The following is a 14,390-nucleotide window of genomic DNA, read 5'->3' on the forward strand; positions in this document are numbered from 1 at the left end:
CTCCCGCTCTTACGCGGGAGCGGCACAACCACGGGTCAGCAGGTGGACGCGGCGGGGGTTCGCTGCGCGCGGGTGACCGTGCGCCGAACCGGCCGGGTGGGGCCCGTGGGGCGGGCGGCGGCGATCCAGGCGGTGAGGTCGGGCAGGTCGGGGGTGCGACCTGTGGCGGCGCGGATCCGCTCACCGAGCGCCAGCAGCGCTTCGGGATGATCGAGGCAGAGCCGTCGTTCCAGCCCACCGCCGACCCGGGCGGCGTGGATCAGCGCCAGCCCGGCGAAGGACTCCACCCGTCCCGGCCGCTCGCGCAGCTCCCGGCGGAACTCGACCGCCGCGCGGGCGGTGTCACCGGCGACGGCCGCCCGATCCCCGGCCGTGGCCGCGCCGGGCAGGTGCAGGCCGCCGCAGCGGGGCGAGGCGAAGGCGAGGGCGGTGAGCCGCTGGCGGGCGTGGCGGTGCACCGGGTGCGGCGTGGTCCAGGGCTCCACCCGGGAGCGCGGCGGCGCCGGGCGTCCGCAGGGCCGGCCAGCCAGCCAGTCCCACGCCCAACCGGCGATGTGCTCGGCGTCGGGGCGGATGTTGCGCAGCCGCCAGACCACGCCGACGTCGCGCAACACGCGCCGGGCGGCCCGGGTCAGCGCGGCCGGCAGCTCGACGCGGTCCCAGCCGTCACAGTCGGCTTCCATCGCCGCGACCACGTGGTCACCGGCCTCGGTGAGGCCGCCGGCGGCCCGCAGCGCCGGCAGCGCCAGGCGCAGGGCCCCGCGGCACCAGGCGAGCTCGTAGGCCGCCTGCAGATCATCGGCGCCCGGCGGACGCGCCCAGCGGGCCGCCCAGAAGGCGGCCATCCGGGAGTAGGCGAAGGCGCCGTGCAGGACGGCGACCAGCGGACGGGGATCGGGGCGCCAGGGGGCGAAGTGCACCCGAGGGCCCTCGACCGCCCGTACCAGCGGCGTGATGTCGCCCAGCATCTCCAGCCGGCTGTGCGCCGCCTCGTGGACGAGCGCGATGGCAAGCCGCATCGCGTCGAGCGGTGGCGTGATCATGATGGTGCCGAGGGCGTCGGTCACCGTGGCGCTGCTGCTGGGCTGATCCGGCGCGTCGCGCAGCGGCACCAGGGCGCGCAGGGTACCGGCGACCTCGGCCGCCTGGCTGGCATCTGTCGAGGCCAGAATGGCTCCGGCCGCGCCGGTCAGCCGCCGCCAGCGCGCCGCCGTGGCCGGGCCGCCGCGCGCCGCGACGGGCAGCGGGAGGGCGTCGCTGCCGCGGAACGGGTCGGTGTCCTCCAGCGACAGCTCGAGGCCGCCGGCAGCGGCAGTGGCAGCGGCAGCGGTCCCGGCGGCGGCCGACGCAGACCGCGCCGGGAGCCAGGCGCCCCCGGTCGGCGGGTGCGGATCATCGGGCCGCACCACGATGCACCGGTCGGGAAGCATCACCCGCAGCGCCGACGGCCGGTCGCCCCCGGCGCCGGCCGGCGTGACGACGGCAAGCGCCCAGCCGCCCGCCGCGCCCACGACGGCGCAGCCGACGGTCGGGACGGCGATCAGCCCGTCGACGATCCGGACCGGCACCCGGCACGGCTGCCGGGCGCGCAGGGCCGCGGCGATCGCGATCCCGCCGAGGTAACCCAGACCGTCGACGTCGGCCGCGCCGACACCGTCAACCCGAGCACCGTCAACCCGAGCACCGTCGACCCGAGCAGCCGCCCGCCAGCACCGGCGCAGGCTGTCCACCAGCCAGATCCCGACCGTCGGGTGCAGCAGCAGGGCGTGCACCTCACCGGGCGCCCGCCGCTGGGCCCGGGCGAGCGCCCGCACCGCCGTGGCCAGGCAGGCTTGCGTCTCGGCATCGACATCGGCGGCGCGCATGCTGCGCAGGACGGCCCAGAGCAGCAGCATCCGCCGGCTGATCTGGGCTCGACGCAGCTCGGTGAGCACGGCGGGGCCGGCCCGCCCGCGTGCCACCGCGTCGACGTCACCGTGAGTGACTCGGTGGCGAGCCGAGGGCGCGGGCGGCCCGGCCCGCGAGCCGGCGAACCCCGCCCACGCCCCGGCGGCGGTCAGCGGGGCAGGGTCGTGGGGAAGGCGGGGGCGCGCGGCCGCCGGGGAGGGGGCGGCCGGGAGCGCGGCCGCTTCGCCGGGACGCGCCAGCTCGGCGACCTCGCGGCCACGCCGGACCTCACCGTCCGACACCTCGCCGTACAGGCGGCTGCGGGGCTGGTATCCGGCGGTGGTGAGCGAACCGCTGAACGCGGCGGCGAGGGCGGGCGGCAGCGGCGCGGCCGGATATCCGATCCAGGCCGCGACCTGGCGCAGCCATTCCCCGGACACCGGGCCGGACAATGCGGCGAGCCGGTCGATGTCGAACCCGCAGAGGTCCACCAGACCGCCGGGCAGGGGGGTCGGATCGTGTGCCATCGGTGGAGCCTCCCACCACGCCGGTGCGCGTCCTGCGGCGCAGGAACCTGCACGACGAAGAATAGCGCGGCGGGATCGGCGGCGATCCCGTCCAACGACGGGTTCCCGTCGGCACCGAGGCCCGCCTATCACTCCCCGCGGGCGGCGGTGAATCGGTGCACGAGCAGTTGGAACCGCCGATCCGCGTCGGCCACCCGCCGCTGGTCGACAGTGACGCCGAGCAGAACCTCGTCCCGGCTGATCCGGTGGAAATACAGCGCGCCCTTCTCCACGTCGAGAACGGTGCGGGTCAGGCGACGGTTGAGCACCGAGCGCAGCAGCCCGTCGAGCAGGTCGCTCAGCACCAGGAACTCGGCGCCGACCCGCTCGAAGGCGTCCCGCCGAGCGGTCCGCCCGGGACCGACGAAGAATTCGTTCAGGTCGCTGTGGTCCAGCACGTCCGCGGCGCTCACCCGACCCTCGCGCACCAGCGCGATGTACTGGAGGTCGGCCGGCTGAAGAATGTTCACCGCCTGCGCCTGGAACAGCTCCTCGCGGCCATCGCGCAGCGGCGACCAGCGCCGGTGGATCAGAGTGGCCCAGGGATTGGCGAACACCGGCACCGAGGGCCGTGGCAGCGAGGCGAAGATGTGGGCCGCTCCCCCGGCCTCGACTTCGCCGGCCTCGACTTCGCCGGCATGGTCTCCCCCGGCATGGTCTTCACCGGCATGGTCTTCACCGGCGTCCTCCCTCGGCCGGGCGTCGAGCGCTCCGGTTGCCGACGGCGCCCCCGGCGGCTGGTAGTAGCCGCCCTGGTGGTACCCGCCATAGTTGGGGTCGGCGAGGCCCCGGGCCGTCCGGATCCGCGCCGCCGCCGCCGACAGCGTCAGGTCGGCGGCGTCCAGGGCGTCCGCGGTGAGGCTCACGCCGACGATGTACTGCCCCTCGTCGATGTCGAAGTACAGCACCGCCCGATCGGGCGCCGCGAAGACCGTCCTGATCAGGCGACCGCCGGCCACACCGAACAGTGCGGCATTCAGTTCGGTCATCCGATGGTTGAGCTGGCGGCCGATCGTCTCGTAGTCCCGGCGGGCCCGCTCAACCGTGCGGGCACCACGGAAGTTCTCGGCCAGAACCGGGTGGGCGAGCAGATCCGCCGCCACCGTCGGCAGTCCGCGATCGTAGTATTCGATGTGCTGCGCCCCAGCAATCGCAACCGCCCGGCGAAATTCCCGCATGATGCCGTTGTATTCGTCGCCGATATGCCGGGCGGTGAAGATGTTGGGTTCAAGGGAGTCATCTGGAACAGTCACCATCAGCTCCTCCTTCTGCCGGGTCCCGACGGGTGGTGGCCGGCGCATGCGTCCGATGCGGAGCGGAGATCGGTTCAGACACTGGAGATGTCGATGTCGATGTCCCGGTGACCGTGCCCGCCATCCGCGTTCCCGGCGGCCAGCACCGCCACGTTATTACGCAGTGTCGCCAGATGGGGATGATGCCGATCCAGGGACATCTCGGCCTCCTGCAGCAGTTCCTCCGCCAGCCGGCGGGCCTCGTCGACGTCGTCCAACGCGACCCGCGCGGCACCGAGGTTCACCCCCGCGGCCAAGGCGAACGGATGGTGCAGATAGAGCTCGTCGGCGAGCGTGAGATATGCCTGCTCGGCGAGTGCGAGCGCCTCGGCCGGCCGCCCGTCGGCGCGCAGATAGATCGACAGATCGGACCGGCAGATGTTCGTGAACGGATGTTCGGGGCCATGCAGCCGCAGGTATTCCCGCAGGCACGACTCGGCCTCGACCGCGGCCCGGTGATGCTCCCCAAGGGCGTGCAGGTGACCCGCGCGGCTGAGTCGGCAGGCGATCGTGCCCAGGTCCGCCTCGCCGTAGATCTCGACGTAGCGTCGCAGCGTCTCCGCCGCCAGGTGATCGGCGGCATCCGCGCTGCCCCGCAGGCGCAGGACGACCGCGAGGTGCTTGTTGCAGCGCAGCGTCAGGTGGGTGGTGCTCCCCTCGATGTCGGCGAGGCTCGTCGCGGCCTGCCGCAGCAGCCCCTCGGCCTGCTCCAGTTCACCGAGCTCGCGATGGCAGATTCCCGCCCGCGCCTGCAACCACCAGAACTGCGAGGTGTTCTCGCCGCCGACCAGCCGCAGCCGCTGCATCGTGTCCAGGCTGAGGTTCAGCGCCTCTCGGGCGCGGCCCGCCAGGAAGGTCGACAACGCAAGGTTGCTCGCGGCCATGAGGGTGTCGAGGTGGTTGTCGCCGAGGGTCTCCCGGAACCCCAGCAGGGTGCTGCTGTCCTCGGCCGCCGCCATCGCGTACCGCCCGAGCTCGCGGCTGTCGATGCCGTAACTCATCGCGGTGATCAGCGTGTGCCGGTGATAGATGCCCAGGTGGTGGCGCTGGCGGGCGAGGGTGTCGGTGTTGAGGTCGTAGGCGGCCTGGAACCGGCCGAGGTCCCGCAGCAGCATCGCCAGGTGGGTGGCCATCCGCAGGGTCAGCGGGTCGTCCGGCCCGAACAGCTCCCGCCAGCGGTCCAGCGTGCGCTCGGCCATGTCCCGGCCGAGTTCCAGCCGGCCCGACCGCCACATCGCGTACACCTGGGACACCAGCCACTGGCGCACGGCGGGCGACGGGCTGTCGATCGCGCCGGAGGGCACGACCTGTTCCTCCAGCATCCGGTAGATCGGCCAGCTTCCCGGGTCGGCGGCCCGTGGGGCGGCCAGCGCGATCTCGGCGAAGACCCCGAGCACCGCCTGGCGCGCCGCCGTCCGCGCGGCCGGGGCCATCCGCTCGACGAGCAGCAGTTGCCAGCGCGCCGCCAGCCGCAACTGCCCCTCCGGCACGGCGTCGACCTCGGCCAGCCGAGGCTTGCGGATCTCCCCCCACAACTCGGGCAGCACGGTCGGGTCGGCGATCGTGTCGTCGCCGACCTCTCCGGCCAGGTAGCGCAGCATCACCGGTGACTCCAGCAGGCCGCGCGGGACGCCCTGCGGGGACAGGAAGGCGCACAGCTCCAACAGGCGGGCCGCCGCCCGTCGGACCGGACTCGCCGCGGACCGCAGCGTCTCGAAGGACACCGTCCAGGTCGTCGTCTCGGCCGTGGCACCGACGGCCTGGGCCAGGTAGGCGTCGACCGCCTGGTCGTCGATCTCCGCGCCGCGCCAGTCCTGGCGCAGCCGACCCACGGCCGTGCGAAGACCGGACGGGCGGTGATCGAGGCGTTTGGCGACCAGTTCCAGCCTCTCCCGGTCGACCGCGGGCAGCCACTGGCGCAGGAACGCCAGGCTCTCCTCGGGCGCGAACGGCTCCACCCACAGGGCGCCGGGCTGGTCCCGCCACCCCGGCTCGGCCGAGGTGATCAGCACGTGCCCGTTGGACGTGGCCGTCGGCACCAGCCCGGCCAGCGACGCCGGGTCCCCCGCGCCGTCGTAGATCAGCAACCAGCGCGACGACGGGTCGCCGCGGCGCAGCGCGTCCAGTGCCACCCGTTCGAGCTGCTCCGACGGGGAACGCTGGGCCTGCGGCACGTCGCTGTCCGGGCGCAGCAGGACGGCGAGGTCGGCCAGGGAGCGCCGCACGGACGTCTCGTCACCGGCCGGGATCCAGTGGACGACGTCGTAGTCCGCCCCGAACCGGAGGGCGAACTGGGCCGCGACCGCGCTCTTGCCGATCCCGTCGCCGCCGACCAGCAGGGCCGGGCCGGTGGCCCGACCGCCGGGCAGCAACCGATCGCGCAGGGTGTCGAGCAGGACGTGACGGCCGATGAACGGCTGGCTGAACATCGTCGGCATCGTCCAGACCCGCGGGCGGCGCGTCGGATAGCGGGCAGTGACCGCGGTGAGGTCGCCGAGACCGATCCCGGGGACGGGCAGGGCCAGGCGTTCGAGGACCTCGACCGCCGCCTCCCGCTCCGCGAGCGTCGTCAGCCCGATCAGCTCGGCGCTGGTGTAGTCGTCGTCCAGCCGCGTCACGCCGACCTGGATGATGCTCGCCGCGGCTCGCGCGACCCCGTCGCGCCCGCGGGCGCGCACCACCGCACGCAGTGCCGCTTCGCCCGGAGTGTCCGGCCCGAGGTTCGGCGAGCCGACGACGATCAGCGCGTCGGCCGCGGGGAAGTCCTCCTGGGTGACGGAGGTCGGGGACACCGGTCGAACCCGCACGCCGGTCGGGGTGAGCACGGAGACCAGCCAGTCGACCCACGGCCGGTCCTCCGGCGCGCCGAAGACCGCCACGGAGCGCGGGGCGGGCGGCCCGTAGTGCTCGAAGGCGCGCAGCACCCGCTCCCGCTCCTCGGCGGGCACCGGCCGGGTGGAAAGCGACTCATCCCCGGTGATCACGCTGGCCAGCACCCGGTAGGCGGCCTGCAGGCCCGACCGGCTCGCGGGGTCCTCGAGGAAGGTCGCGAGCACCTCCTCGTAGGCGTAGGCAGCCTTGTAGGGGACCTCCAGCTCGATCAGGCGCGCCCGCTGCGCCTGGAGATCCGGTCCGCACAGGTCGCTCAGCGCCGGGCGGAACGCGTGGAAGGCCGCACGGCGGCGTAGTTCCTGCTTGCGCTGTTCGGTGTCCTCCACCCGCATCGGGACCGGCAGGATACGGATGGCCCGCTCGCCGCCGCGGATCTGGCGCACCACCGCGGCGCCGCCGTCGATCGACTGGTTGTTCAGCGCGAAGCCGACCACGACGGTGTCCGGTAGCAACTGGGTGCAGATGCCCGCGGCGTCCGAGGTTCCGGTCCGACTGTCGATCAGGACATAGTCGTAGCCGGCGAAGCGCATGCGGTCACGCAGCGCGGCGAAGTAGGCCCGCCCGTCGGTGTCCTCGAAGAACGCCGGCCACGGCAGCGCCACCGCGACGACGGCGTTCTTGGCGGTCTGCCGGCCCGGGCCGAGGAAGTCGATGCGCCCGGCGGCGGGGAAACCCGGCCACTCGATCGTCTCGACGTTGTGCCGGAAGTCGCTGTAATGAGCAGTGATCTCCCGGATGGCGGCCGCGTCCGGCGGGCTCACAACCTGCTCCAGCCCCGGGTGCCCGGCGTTCTGCAGGCGGTCGATCTCCCGGATGAAACCCTCCAGCATCTCCGTGACGCCGTCGCTGCTGTCGAGCTCCTTGTTCTGCAGGAAGGGCCGGAAGTAGCGGTGCAGGCCGGGGGATTCCAGGTCCCAGTCGACGGTGAGCACCCGCTTGCCGGACGCGGCGAGCAGCCAGGCGACGTTCGCCACCGCCATCGTGCGACCGGCGCCGCCCTTGTACGAGTAGAAGGTGACGATGTGCGCCGGGCTCTCGGCGGGGTCCGATCTCCCGTTGGCCTCAGTTCCCCCGGCGGCCTCGATTCTCCCGGCGGCCTCGATTCTCCCGGCGGCCTCGATTCTCCCGGCGGCCTCGGTTCTCCCGGCGGCCTCGGTTCTCCCGGTGACCTCAGTCATCGTCTTCGCCCCTTTCCGCGACGCCGGCTCGACGCAGGATGGGCCGGCGGGTGTGCTCGGGATCGGCCATCCGCCACCGGCGCTCCCCGCCGAGGCGCAACGCCGCGCGTGGTGCGGGCCGCCGCGGATCCTGGGCGGCGGCCCCGCCCGCCCAGGCGGTCCGGCCGGAGAGCCGCACGAGCTCGGCGTCGCGTTCGGACAGCGACGGCGGCCCGTCCACCCGAGCCCGCGCGATCAGCTCGACGACGGCCCCGACCAGGTGCCGGTAGCCGGGCGAGGCGGGGGCGGCACGGATCAGCCGCAGCGCTCCACCCGCGGCGAACTCGGCGCCGAAGTCGTCGTCGATCATGTCCGTCTGCCGGATCGGCACCGGGGGCGCTACCGCCCGGATGGACCAGGGGACGCCGATCAGCGCCGGCGAGCGGCGCCCGGTGAAGTGCTGGTGCCAGCGCAGCCGCTCCCGGAACAGCGACCACTCGACCCGGCACTGCGGGTCGGAGAAGTACGCGTCGGAGTACAGCGCCACCAGCACCGGCGACAACAGCACCTGCGCGTTCGACTGTCCCGGCGAGCCCGGCGCGGACGCCTCCGCCCCGGCAACCCCGCCCGTGAACGCCTCGCGGCGACCGAACCGCTCGTAGACGCCGTCCTGCACGTCGCCGGCGAAGCGTTGCACATAGCTGCCGTCGCCCCCGGCAAGGGCATGATGCACGAGGAAGAAAGGGGTCATCGGCGCCCCTCGGGTCGCATTCCACGACAGCGCGCCCGCCCCACCATCACACCCGTGCCTCTCACGTCCACGGCGACCGGCTCCGGCCAGACCGCATTCTTTCCTCGACGGTCCCCGGATTCCGTTCCCGACCCGCGACGCGCCGACGGTCGGGCAACCGATCCTGTGCGGTACATCACGACTCGGGGTGGAACGGGGAACGCACGAGCTCGGTCGCGTCGGCCGCCAGCGGCGGTAGTTCGTCGCGAGCGACGTCCATGACCCGGTAGGCCAACAGGCTCACATACTCCGCGAACGCTGCGGGGTGTCGCATCAGGTCCAGGACAGGCAGGTTGTCGTATTTCCGACCAAGATCGATCCGCGCGATGTGCAGCTCCCGCGCGGCCTCGGGCACGTCCGCCTCCCGTACCAGCCAGGGCACCGGAATGATGCCCGCCGGAGGTTTCCCCCCCGGCCTGGTCGCCCGGCGAATCCGTTCCTGAAAGACCCCGAACTCCCGGCCGCACCAGTCACTCTCGAAGTAGTCGTCGCACCACAGGGCGACCAGCACCGGCGCGGTCCGCGCGGCGTCGCGCAGCGCGGTGGGCCAGTGTTCCCCGCCGCCCATCCGTTCGGCGTCGAGGAAGCCCGCCGGCTCGACCCGCCGGCGGACCTTGCGCCGCAGTTCCGCCTCGAGTTCCCGGTGGAAGGCGACGACGCGGTCCCGGTCATGACGATGAGCATGGCTGGTGAAGAAGTAGTAGGCGGCCGCGCCGGCCGGCCCGCGGGGCGGCGGCGGCGCGGACGGCGCGACACCGTCGCCCAACGGCCAGGAGACGAACTGAGGGCCGGCTGCCCGCACCCCCGGATCGGCGGACGGCTCGGGCCCACCGGCACGCCGAGCGGCCAGCTCGGCGACGAGCCGGCGGACGACGGAGACCGCCCGATCGTCCCGGGGAGCGACCAGTTCCAGCGACTGGACCAGCGCGTCGAGCATCCTGCGACCTGGCTCGCGGACTGCCTCGGTGACCAGGGTGGTCAGCCGGACGGCGAGCCACGGCGAGGTCAGTGCGACGGTGCGACCAAGCAGGCGGGTCAGCTCGTCCAGCCAGTGCTCGAACCCGGCGGGTTCGGCTATGTACTCCACCTCCATCAGCGCCGCCACCAGCGCGTCGACCTCCCGGGCGGCCGCCGCCTGCGCGTGGGCAGCGTCGCCGCCGTGACCAGGACCGCCGCCGTGGGCAGCGTCGCCGCCGTGACCAGGACCGCCGCCGTGGGCTGCCCGGATGCTGCCCGCGGCACCGGAGCCGTGAGCAGCACCGGGGCCGCCCGCGGCACGGCGGCTGTCGGGGGCCCCGCGGGAGCCCGAGACGTCGGGGCCGTCCGGCACGCCGCGACCGCGGCGGGGTTCCGCGGAACCGTTGCCCTCGGAGAGGCGGACAGCGCCGTCAGGGTCCGCCGGCTCTCCCGCGACGGCCGGCTCGGCGCCGCTGGATGTGGGCGACGGCTCGGCGGCGGGCGGGGTCGGCCGGGGCACCGCCATCTCGAGCAGACGCTGGCAGAGCTCCGGGGTCACCGCCGTCTCCCGGATCAGGTAGCCGGCGAGTTCGGCCAGCAGCCCGGGCCGGTGGCCGAGCAGCTCGCCGAGCCGGGCGGCGGTGGCCGGATCGACCATGGGCGCGGCGCTGGTGAGCAGCATGACCGACTCGCGCCGACGCAGCGGCCCGATGGCCACCGTCCGATCCCGCCAGGAGTCCACCGTCCGGTCGGCGACGATGAGGCAGTGCGCGCCGCGGCCGGGCAGGTACGGCTCGGCCTCCTCGGGACTGCCCACCCCCGCGAAGACCAGCAGCCACCCCTCGCCAGGCACCGGCGCGGCATCCGCGGCGCAGTCGGCCAGCCGCGCGCGGGCCTGGTCGGCGAGCTCGTCGAGCTGGGCGGCGATGTCGGCGCCCCGGGTGCAGTCCACCCACCAGGCGACGTCGTAGCGCAGCTTGTAACGGTGCTGGTACTCCCCGGCGAGCTCCGCCCTCCCGATGTCGGACAGGTCCTCCTCGGGGACGAGGACGAGATGGCCGTGCCGGCACAGGCCGTCCCAGACGCGCTCCAGCTCGTCGTCCCGGCCGGCGAACAGCTCGTTCTCCCGGCGGCTGCGCCACACGGGCGGGGACTGCCCGGGCAGGCGGCCCGGGCGGCCGAAGGCGGGCACGGGGCTCACCAGTCGCCCCCGGCCCGCACCTCCATCAGGAGTTCGTTGACCACCGCCGGTTCCAGACCGCTGAGGTCCAGCGTCCGGAGGGTGCGCAGCGGCTCGGGCAACGGCTGGGGGTCGATCGTGACGCGCACGACGCGGCAGGCCAGCGGACCCTCCAGGCCGAGGCGCTCCCAGGCCTCGGTCTCGGTGGTGCCGGGATGCTCGGGCCGAGGCGCACGGTAGTGCCGCGACAACAGCACGACCGTGATCTCCGGATCCCACGAGGCGATGCGGTCCACGGTCTCGGCGAGCCGCTCGCCGCGGTTCTGCGCCCACCGCACCTGCCGGACCTCGTGGCAGCCGCGGCGCAGGAGCTGTTCGAGCCAGTCGGCCCACTGCTGGTCGGCCCCGACATAACTGACGGCGACCCGCCGCGGGGCCGCCGGAGAATCCACCGGCGCCGTCGCGAACGCCCCGGCCCCGCGGCCCCCACGGTCGCCCGCCGGGACCGACCCGGCCCGCGGCCGGACGGCCCCCCCGCCATCGTCCCCACCGCCCCGGCCCCCACCGCGCCGAGCGCCGGCGCCCCGATCCCCGCCACCACGCTCGGCGCCCTCTCCCGCGGCGCCGCCTCGAGCGCCACGGCTGCGATCCGAAGCGAGCGGATCCGAAGCGAGCGGCCCCGAAGCGAGCGGCCCCGAAGCGAGCGGCCCCGAAGCGGGTGACCCCAGCCCCTGCCGCCGGACCACCCCGCTGGTTGGCGGCCGGCCGTCGAGTTCCGCGGAAGCGCCGATCGGTGCCTGCCCGGTGCCGTCGATGCCGTGGGAGCCGAAGGCGGGGCCGGCGGCGCGGATCGCGAGCTCGGGCAGAGGGTCGAGATCGATCTGCTGGGCGGCGATGACCCGGGCCGCGAACAGCCGGACGAAGGCGTAGTAGCCGCTGGGCCCGCGCCGCATGTTGCGCATGAGCCACAGCAATCCGTGCTGGCCGTAGACCTCGGGCAGCCCGACCCGCGCGTCGGCGAGGGCGGGGCGCGCCGCCGGCGGCACCGGGTCGTGGGTCGGCCGCCACAACACCCGCAGGAAACCATCCTCCAGCCTGGTCGCGCCGGCCTTGCTGAAGTTCTCGACGCGGGCGCCGAAGACCTCCCATTCGCGCCCGCACCAACCGTCCTTGAAAAACGGGTCGGAGCAGAGCGCGACCATCGAGCGGATACGGCCGGCCCCCGCCGCGAGGGCGAGGTCCGCGTCCATGCCGGGCCGCGGCCTGGTATCGAGGATTCCGCCGACCGCGGTCCCGACGAGCAGGCCCAGCTCATACTCCAGATCGGCGTGAAAGCGCTGGACCCAGCGACGGTCCTCTTTGGCGGCATAGGAGACGAAGAAGTAGCTCTTCATCGCGCACACTCGATTACCATCACCGCGCCCCCGGGCTCACCGCCATCCGACGGACGGTGTCGCCAAACGCTATCAGCCGACCGCCCGGATGGCGATGCCCGCGACACGGAAGTATCAATGACGTCTCAACACGTCATCACCCGGGTGGCGCCACTCCGCGTACCCTCCACTGCCCGAGGGCCGCCATCACGCCTTCTCTGCTCCCCGTCAACCGGCGACGAGGGTTCTTTCCCTCAGTGCACTTCCCAGTGTTCGGGTTCGAGGCGCAGCCATCGGTCGATCTCCTCCCGCCACCAGATCCGAGTACCACCCCAGGTCGCGGTGCGGTTGACGACCGCGGCGGGACTCGGTGCGGCCGGATCGACCCGCAGTCGGTGATCGATGGCCTGACGGGTGAGGCCCAGGGCGCGGGCGATGTCGCCGGAGCCGACGAGCAGTGGTAGGTGATCCACGCCTGCCGACGTTAGCCAATCCGGGCCTCGCCGCGCCCGCGACGCCGGGCCCGCGGGCGCCGGACGGCAGCCGTCCGACGCACAGTGAAACCGGCAGCCGCCGGAGGGTGAGCAACGACGTCCGGAGCGCCGCGCGAGGGTGCCGCCGTCCACCATGCGGTGACCGACCGTCCACGCTGTCGTCGCCCCACCGGCCCGGTCGACCGTGGTCGGCGCGCGGGCACGGGCGGCTGTCCCCCCCGACGACGGCGAAGTCTCGCCGGATGCGCTCCCCGGCGGCGTCCGTCTGTGCTTGGCTGATCACGTGAATCGGGCCGGCCGGCCGGCCGGTCCGGCCGGATCGATCGGCGAAAGCCGCGGAAACGGAGAACAGTGGGCATTGATCTCGCCAAGGGCGGCAGCGTCGCTCTTACCGAAGCCACCGAAACCCTCACGCACATCACCGTCGGCCTCGGCTGGGATCCCAACCGTCCAGGAGCGGAGGAGTTCGACCTCGACGCGAGTGCGATCGCCCTGCAGGAGAACGACCGGGCGCCCAGCCTGAGCTATTTCGTCTACTACAACAATCTGAGCAGCCCGCGCGGGGAGATCGTGCACCGCGGGGACAACCTCACCGGCGAGGGTGCGGGCGACGACGAGCAGATCGACGTGCGCCTCGACCTGTTGTCCAGCGCGATCACCCGCATCGTGTTCCCGGTGAGCATCCACAACGCCGACTACCGGCATCAGAGTTTCGGTGACGTGCACGGCGCGTACATCCGGGTCGTCAGCACCGACACCGGCGACGAGCTGGTGCGCTACGACCTGTCGAGCACCGCCGCGCGGGACACCTCGATGCTGTTCGGTGAACTGCACCGCGACGGCGGCGGCTGGCATTTTCGCGCGCTCGGTGAGGGTGGCGTCGCCGGCCTGGCGGAGATCGCCCGCGGGTACGGTCTCGACGTCTGAACCCGTGGCCGGCCGGCCGAGACGCCCCGTGGGCGACCCGACCGTCCCGGCCGGCACCGGCTCGGAGATGGGCTCAACCCGGGGATGCGCTCAGCCCGGGGATGCGCTCAGCCCGGGGATGCGCTCAACTCGGGGATGCGCTCAACTCGGGGATGCGCTCAACGGGGGATGGAGGTGTGCTTGAACTCGTTGAGCTCCGGCCAGCCGGTGAGCTGGTCGACGACGCGCTCCACCGCCCGGATGGACGGCGCCGCCTCGGCACCGAGCGGAGCCCGGTTCATCAACCGCACGAAGACCGCCTGGTCGTCGGCGATGAAGGTGGGCACGCCCCAGACGGAGTGGGAGGCGACGTAGCGCTCGTGCTCGGTCTGGACCCGAGCCAGCCCGCCGTCGTCGACCCGGGCGAGCACCTCGTCCGCGGGCAGCCCGACCGCGGTGAGCGTCTCCCGGATGACCACGCGGTCCTCGAGATGACGACCCTCGTCGTGGCGCGCCGCGAACAACGCGCGATGAGCCGCCGGGAACAGGTCGGGGTATTCATCCCGGATCACGACACCGGCCTGCAGGGCGAGAATGCCGGAATCCTGCTCGGGCTTCTCCCAGACGCTGGGCTGGCCCTCCTCGACATGCGCCTGCCCCAGCGAGAAGGGGATGAAGCTGACATTCCAGTCGGCACCGGCCGCAAGACCGGTGAGCACGTGTTCGTGCGCGTTGCGCGCGAACGGGCAGCGGTAATCCCAGGTGATCGCGAACGTGGCGGAGGTCATAACCCGGGGAACAGCGACGCGCCCCACGATGTTCCGCGCCGACCCGGCCGGCCGACGGCAAGTGCCACAACGCCGGTGCGCTCTCCGGGGGGGGCGACCGGCCGGCGA

At 73.5% G+C, this 14,390-nt stretch carries 9 protein-coding genes; 1 reads left to right on the plus strand and 8 read right to left on the minus strand.

Annotated elements, in window-relative coordinates:
- Positions 1 to 35: 35 nt before the first annotated feature.
- The 7 genes from FF36_RS24640 to FF36_RS24670 all read right to left on the minus strand — a co-directional run bounded on the left by FF36_RS24640 (position 36) and on the right by FF36_RS24670 (position 12,567).
- Positions 36 to 2,414, minus strand: a complete 2,379-nt coding sequence (locus tag FF36_RS24640; protein ID WP_044887552.1) for an aKG-HExxH-type peptide beta-hydroxylase — start codon at positions 2,412 to 2,414, stop codon at positions 36 to 38.
- A 128-nt stretch (positions 2,415 to 2,542) separates the two neighbouring features.
- The gene (locus FF36_RS24645) at positions 2,543 to 3,709 is read right to left on the minus strand and encodes a hypothetical protein (RefSeq protein WP_044887571.1); all 1,167 of its coding nucleotides are present in this window, start codon (positions 3,707 to 3,709) and stop codon (positions 2,543 to 2,545) included.
- A gap of 71 nt (positions 3,710 to 3,780) precedes the next feature.
- The gene (gene fxsT, locus FF36_RS24650) at positions 3,781 to 7,815 is read right to left on the minus strand and encodes an FxSxx-COOH system tetratricopeptide repeat protein (protein WP_242422816.1); all 4,035 of its coding nucleotides are present in this window, start codon (positions 7,813 to 7,815) and stop codon (positions 3,781 to 3,783) included.
- Positions 7,808 to 8,545 carry a hypothetical protein gene (locus FF36_RS24655; protein ID WP_044887553.1) on the minus strand — a complete coding sequence of 246 codons (738 nt, stop codon included), beginning with the start codon at positions 8,543 to 8,545 and terminating at the stop codon, positions 7,808 to 7,810. Before FF36_RS24655 ends, fxsT begins: the two co-directional genes overlap by 8 nt.
- Before the next feature lie 175 nt (positions 8,546 to 8,720).
- Positions 8,721 to 10,742: a TIR domain-containing protein gene (locus FF36_RS24660; RefSeq protein WP_242422817.1), complete on the minus strand. Its 2,022-nt coding sequence runs from the start codon at positions 10,740 to 10,742 to the stop codon at positions 8,721 to 8,723.
- The gene (locus FF36_RS24665; protein WP_044887554.1) at positions 10,739 to 12,115 is read right to left on the minus strand and encodes a toll/interleukin-1 receptor domain-containing protein; all 1,377 of its coding nucleotides are present in this window, start codon (positions 12,113 to 12,115) and stop codon (positions 10,739 to 10,741) included. Before FF36_RS24665 ends, FF36_RS24660 begins: the two co-directional genes overlap by 4 nt.
- A 233-nt stretch (positions 12,116 to 12,348) precedes the next feature.
- The gene (locus FF36_RS24670) at positions 12,349 to 12,567 is read right to left on the minus strand and encodes a hypothetical protein (protein WP_011603482.1); all 219 of its coding nucleotides are present in this window, start codon (positions 12,565 to 12,567) and stop codon (positions 12,349 to 12,351) included.
- A gap of 372 nt (positions 12,568 to 12,939) precedes the next feature.
- Here FF36_RS24670 and FF36_RS24675 point away from each other — a divergent pair, with 372 nt between their 5' ends.
- Positions 12,940 to 13,515, plus strand: coding sequence for a TerD family protein (locus FF36_RS24675; RefSeq protein ID WP_044887555.1), 576 nt, complete (start codon positions 12,940 to 12,942; stop codon positions 13,513 to 13,515).
- A gap of 158 nt (positions 13,516 to 13,673) precedes the next feature.
- Here FF36_RS24675 and FF36_RS24680 read toward each other — a convergent pair whose 3' ends face one another.
- A complete protein-coding gene (locus FF36_RS24680; protein ID WP_044887556.1) occupies positions 13,674 to 14,282 on the minus strand; it encodes a DsbA family protein in 609 nt (202 codons plus the stop codon).
- Between the last annotated feature and the right edge of the window lie 108 nt (positions 14,283 to 14,390).

The organism is Frankia torreyi (assembly GCF_000948395.1).
GTDB lineage: Bacteria > Actinomycetota > Actinomycetes > Frankiales > Frankiaceae > Frankia > Frankia torreyi.

Excerpts from the sequence above, each read along its gene's own strand:
- FF36_RS24640 (WP_044887552.1), bottom strand. The coding sequence starts at position 2,414 with ATGGCACACGATCCGACCCCCCTGCCCGGCGGTCTGGTGGACCTCTGC.
- FF36_RS24645 (WP_044887571.1), bottom strand. The coding sequence starts at position 3,709 with ATGGTGACTGTTCCAGATGACTCCCTTGAACCCAACATCTTCACCGCC.
- fxsT (WP_242422816.1), bottom strand. The coding sequence starts at position 7,815 with ATGACTGAGGTCACCGGGAGAACCGAGGCCGCCGGGAGAACCGAGGCC.
- FF36_RS24655 (WP_044887553.1), bottom strand. The coding sequence starts at position 8,545 with ATGACCCCTTTCTTCCTCGTGCATCATGCCCTTGCCGGGGGCGACGGC.
- FF36_RS24665 (WP_044887554.1), bottom strand. The coding sequence starts at position 12,115 with ATGAAGAGCTACTTCTTCGTCTCCTATGCCGCCAAAGAGGACCGTCGC.
- FF36_RS24680 (WP_044887556.1), bottom strand. The coding sequence starts at position 14,282 with ATGACCTCCGCCACGTTCGCGATCACCTGGGATTACCGCTGCCCGTTC.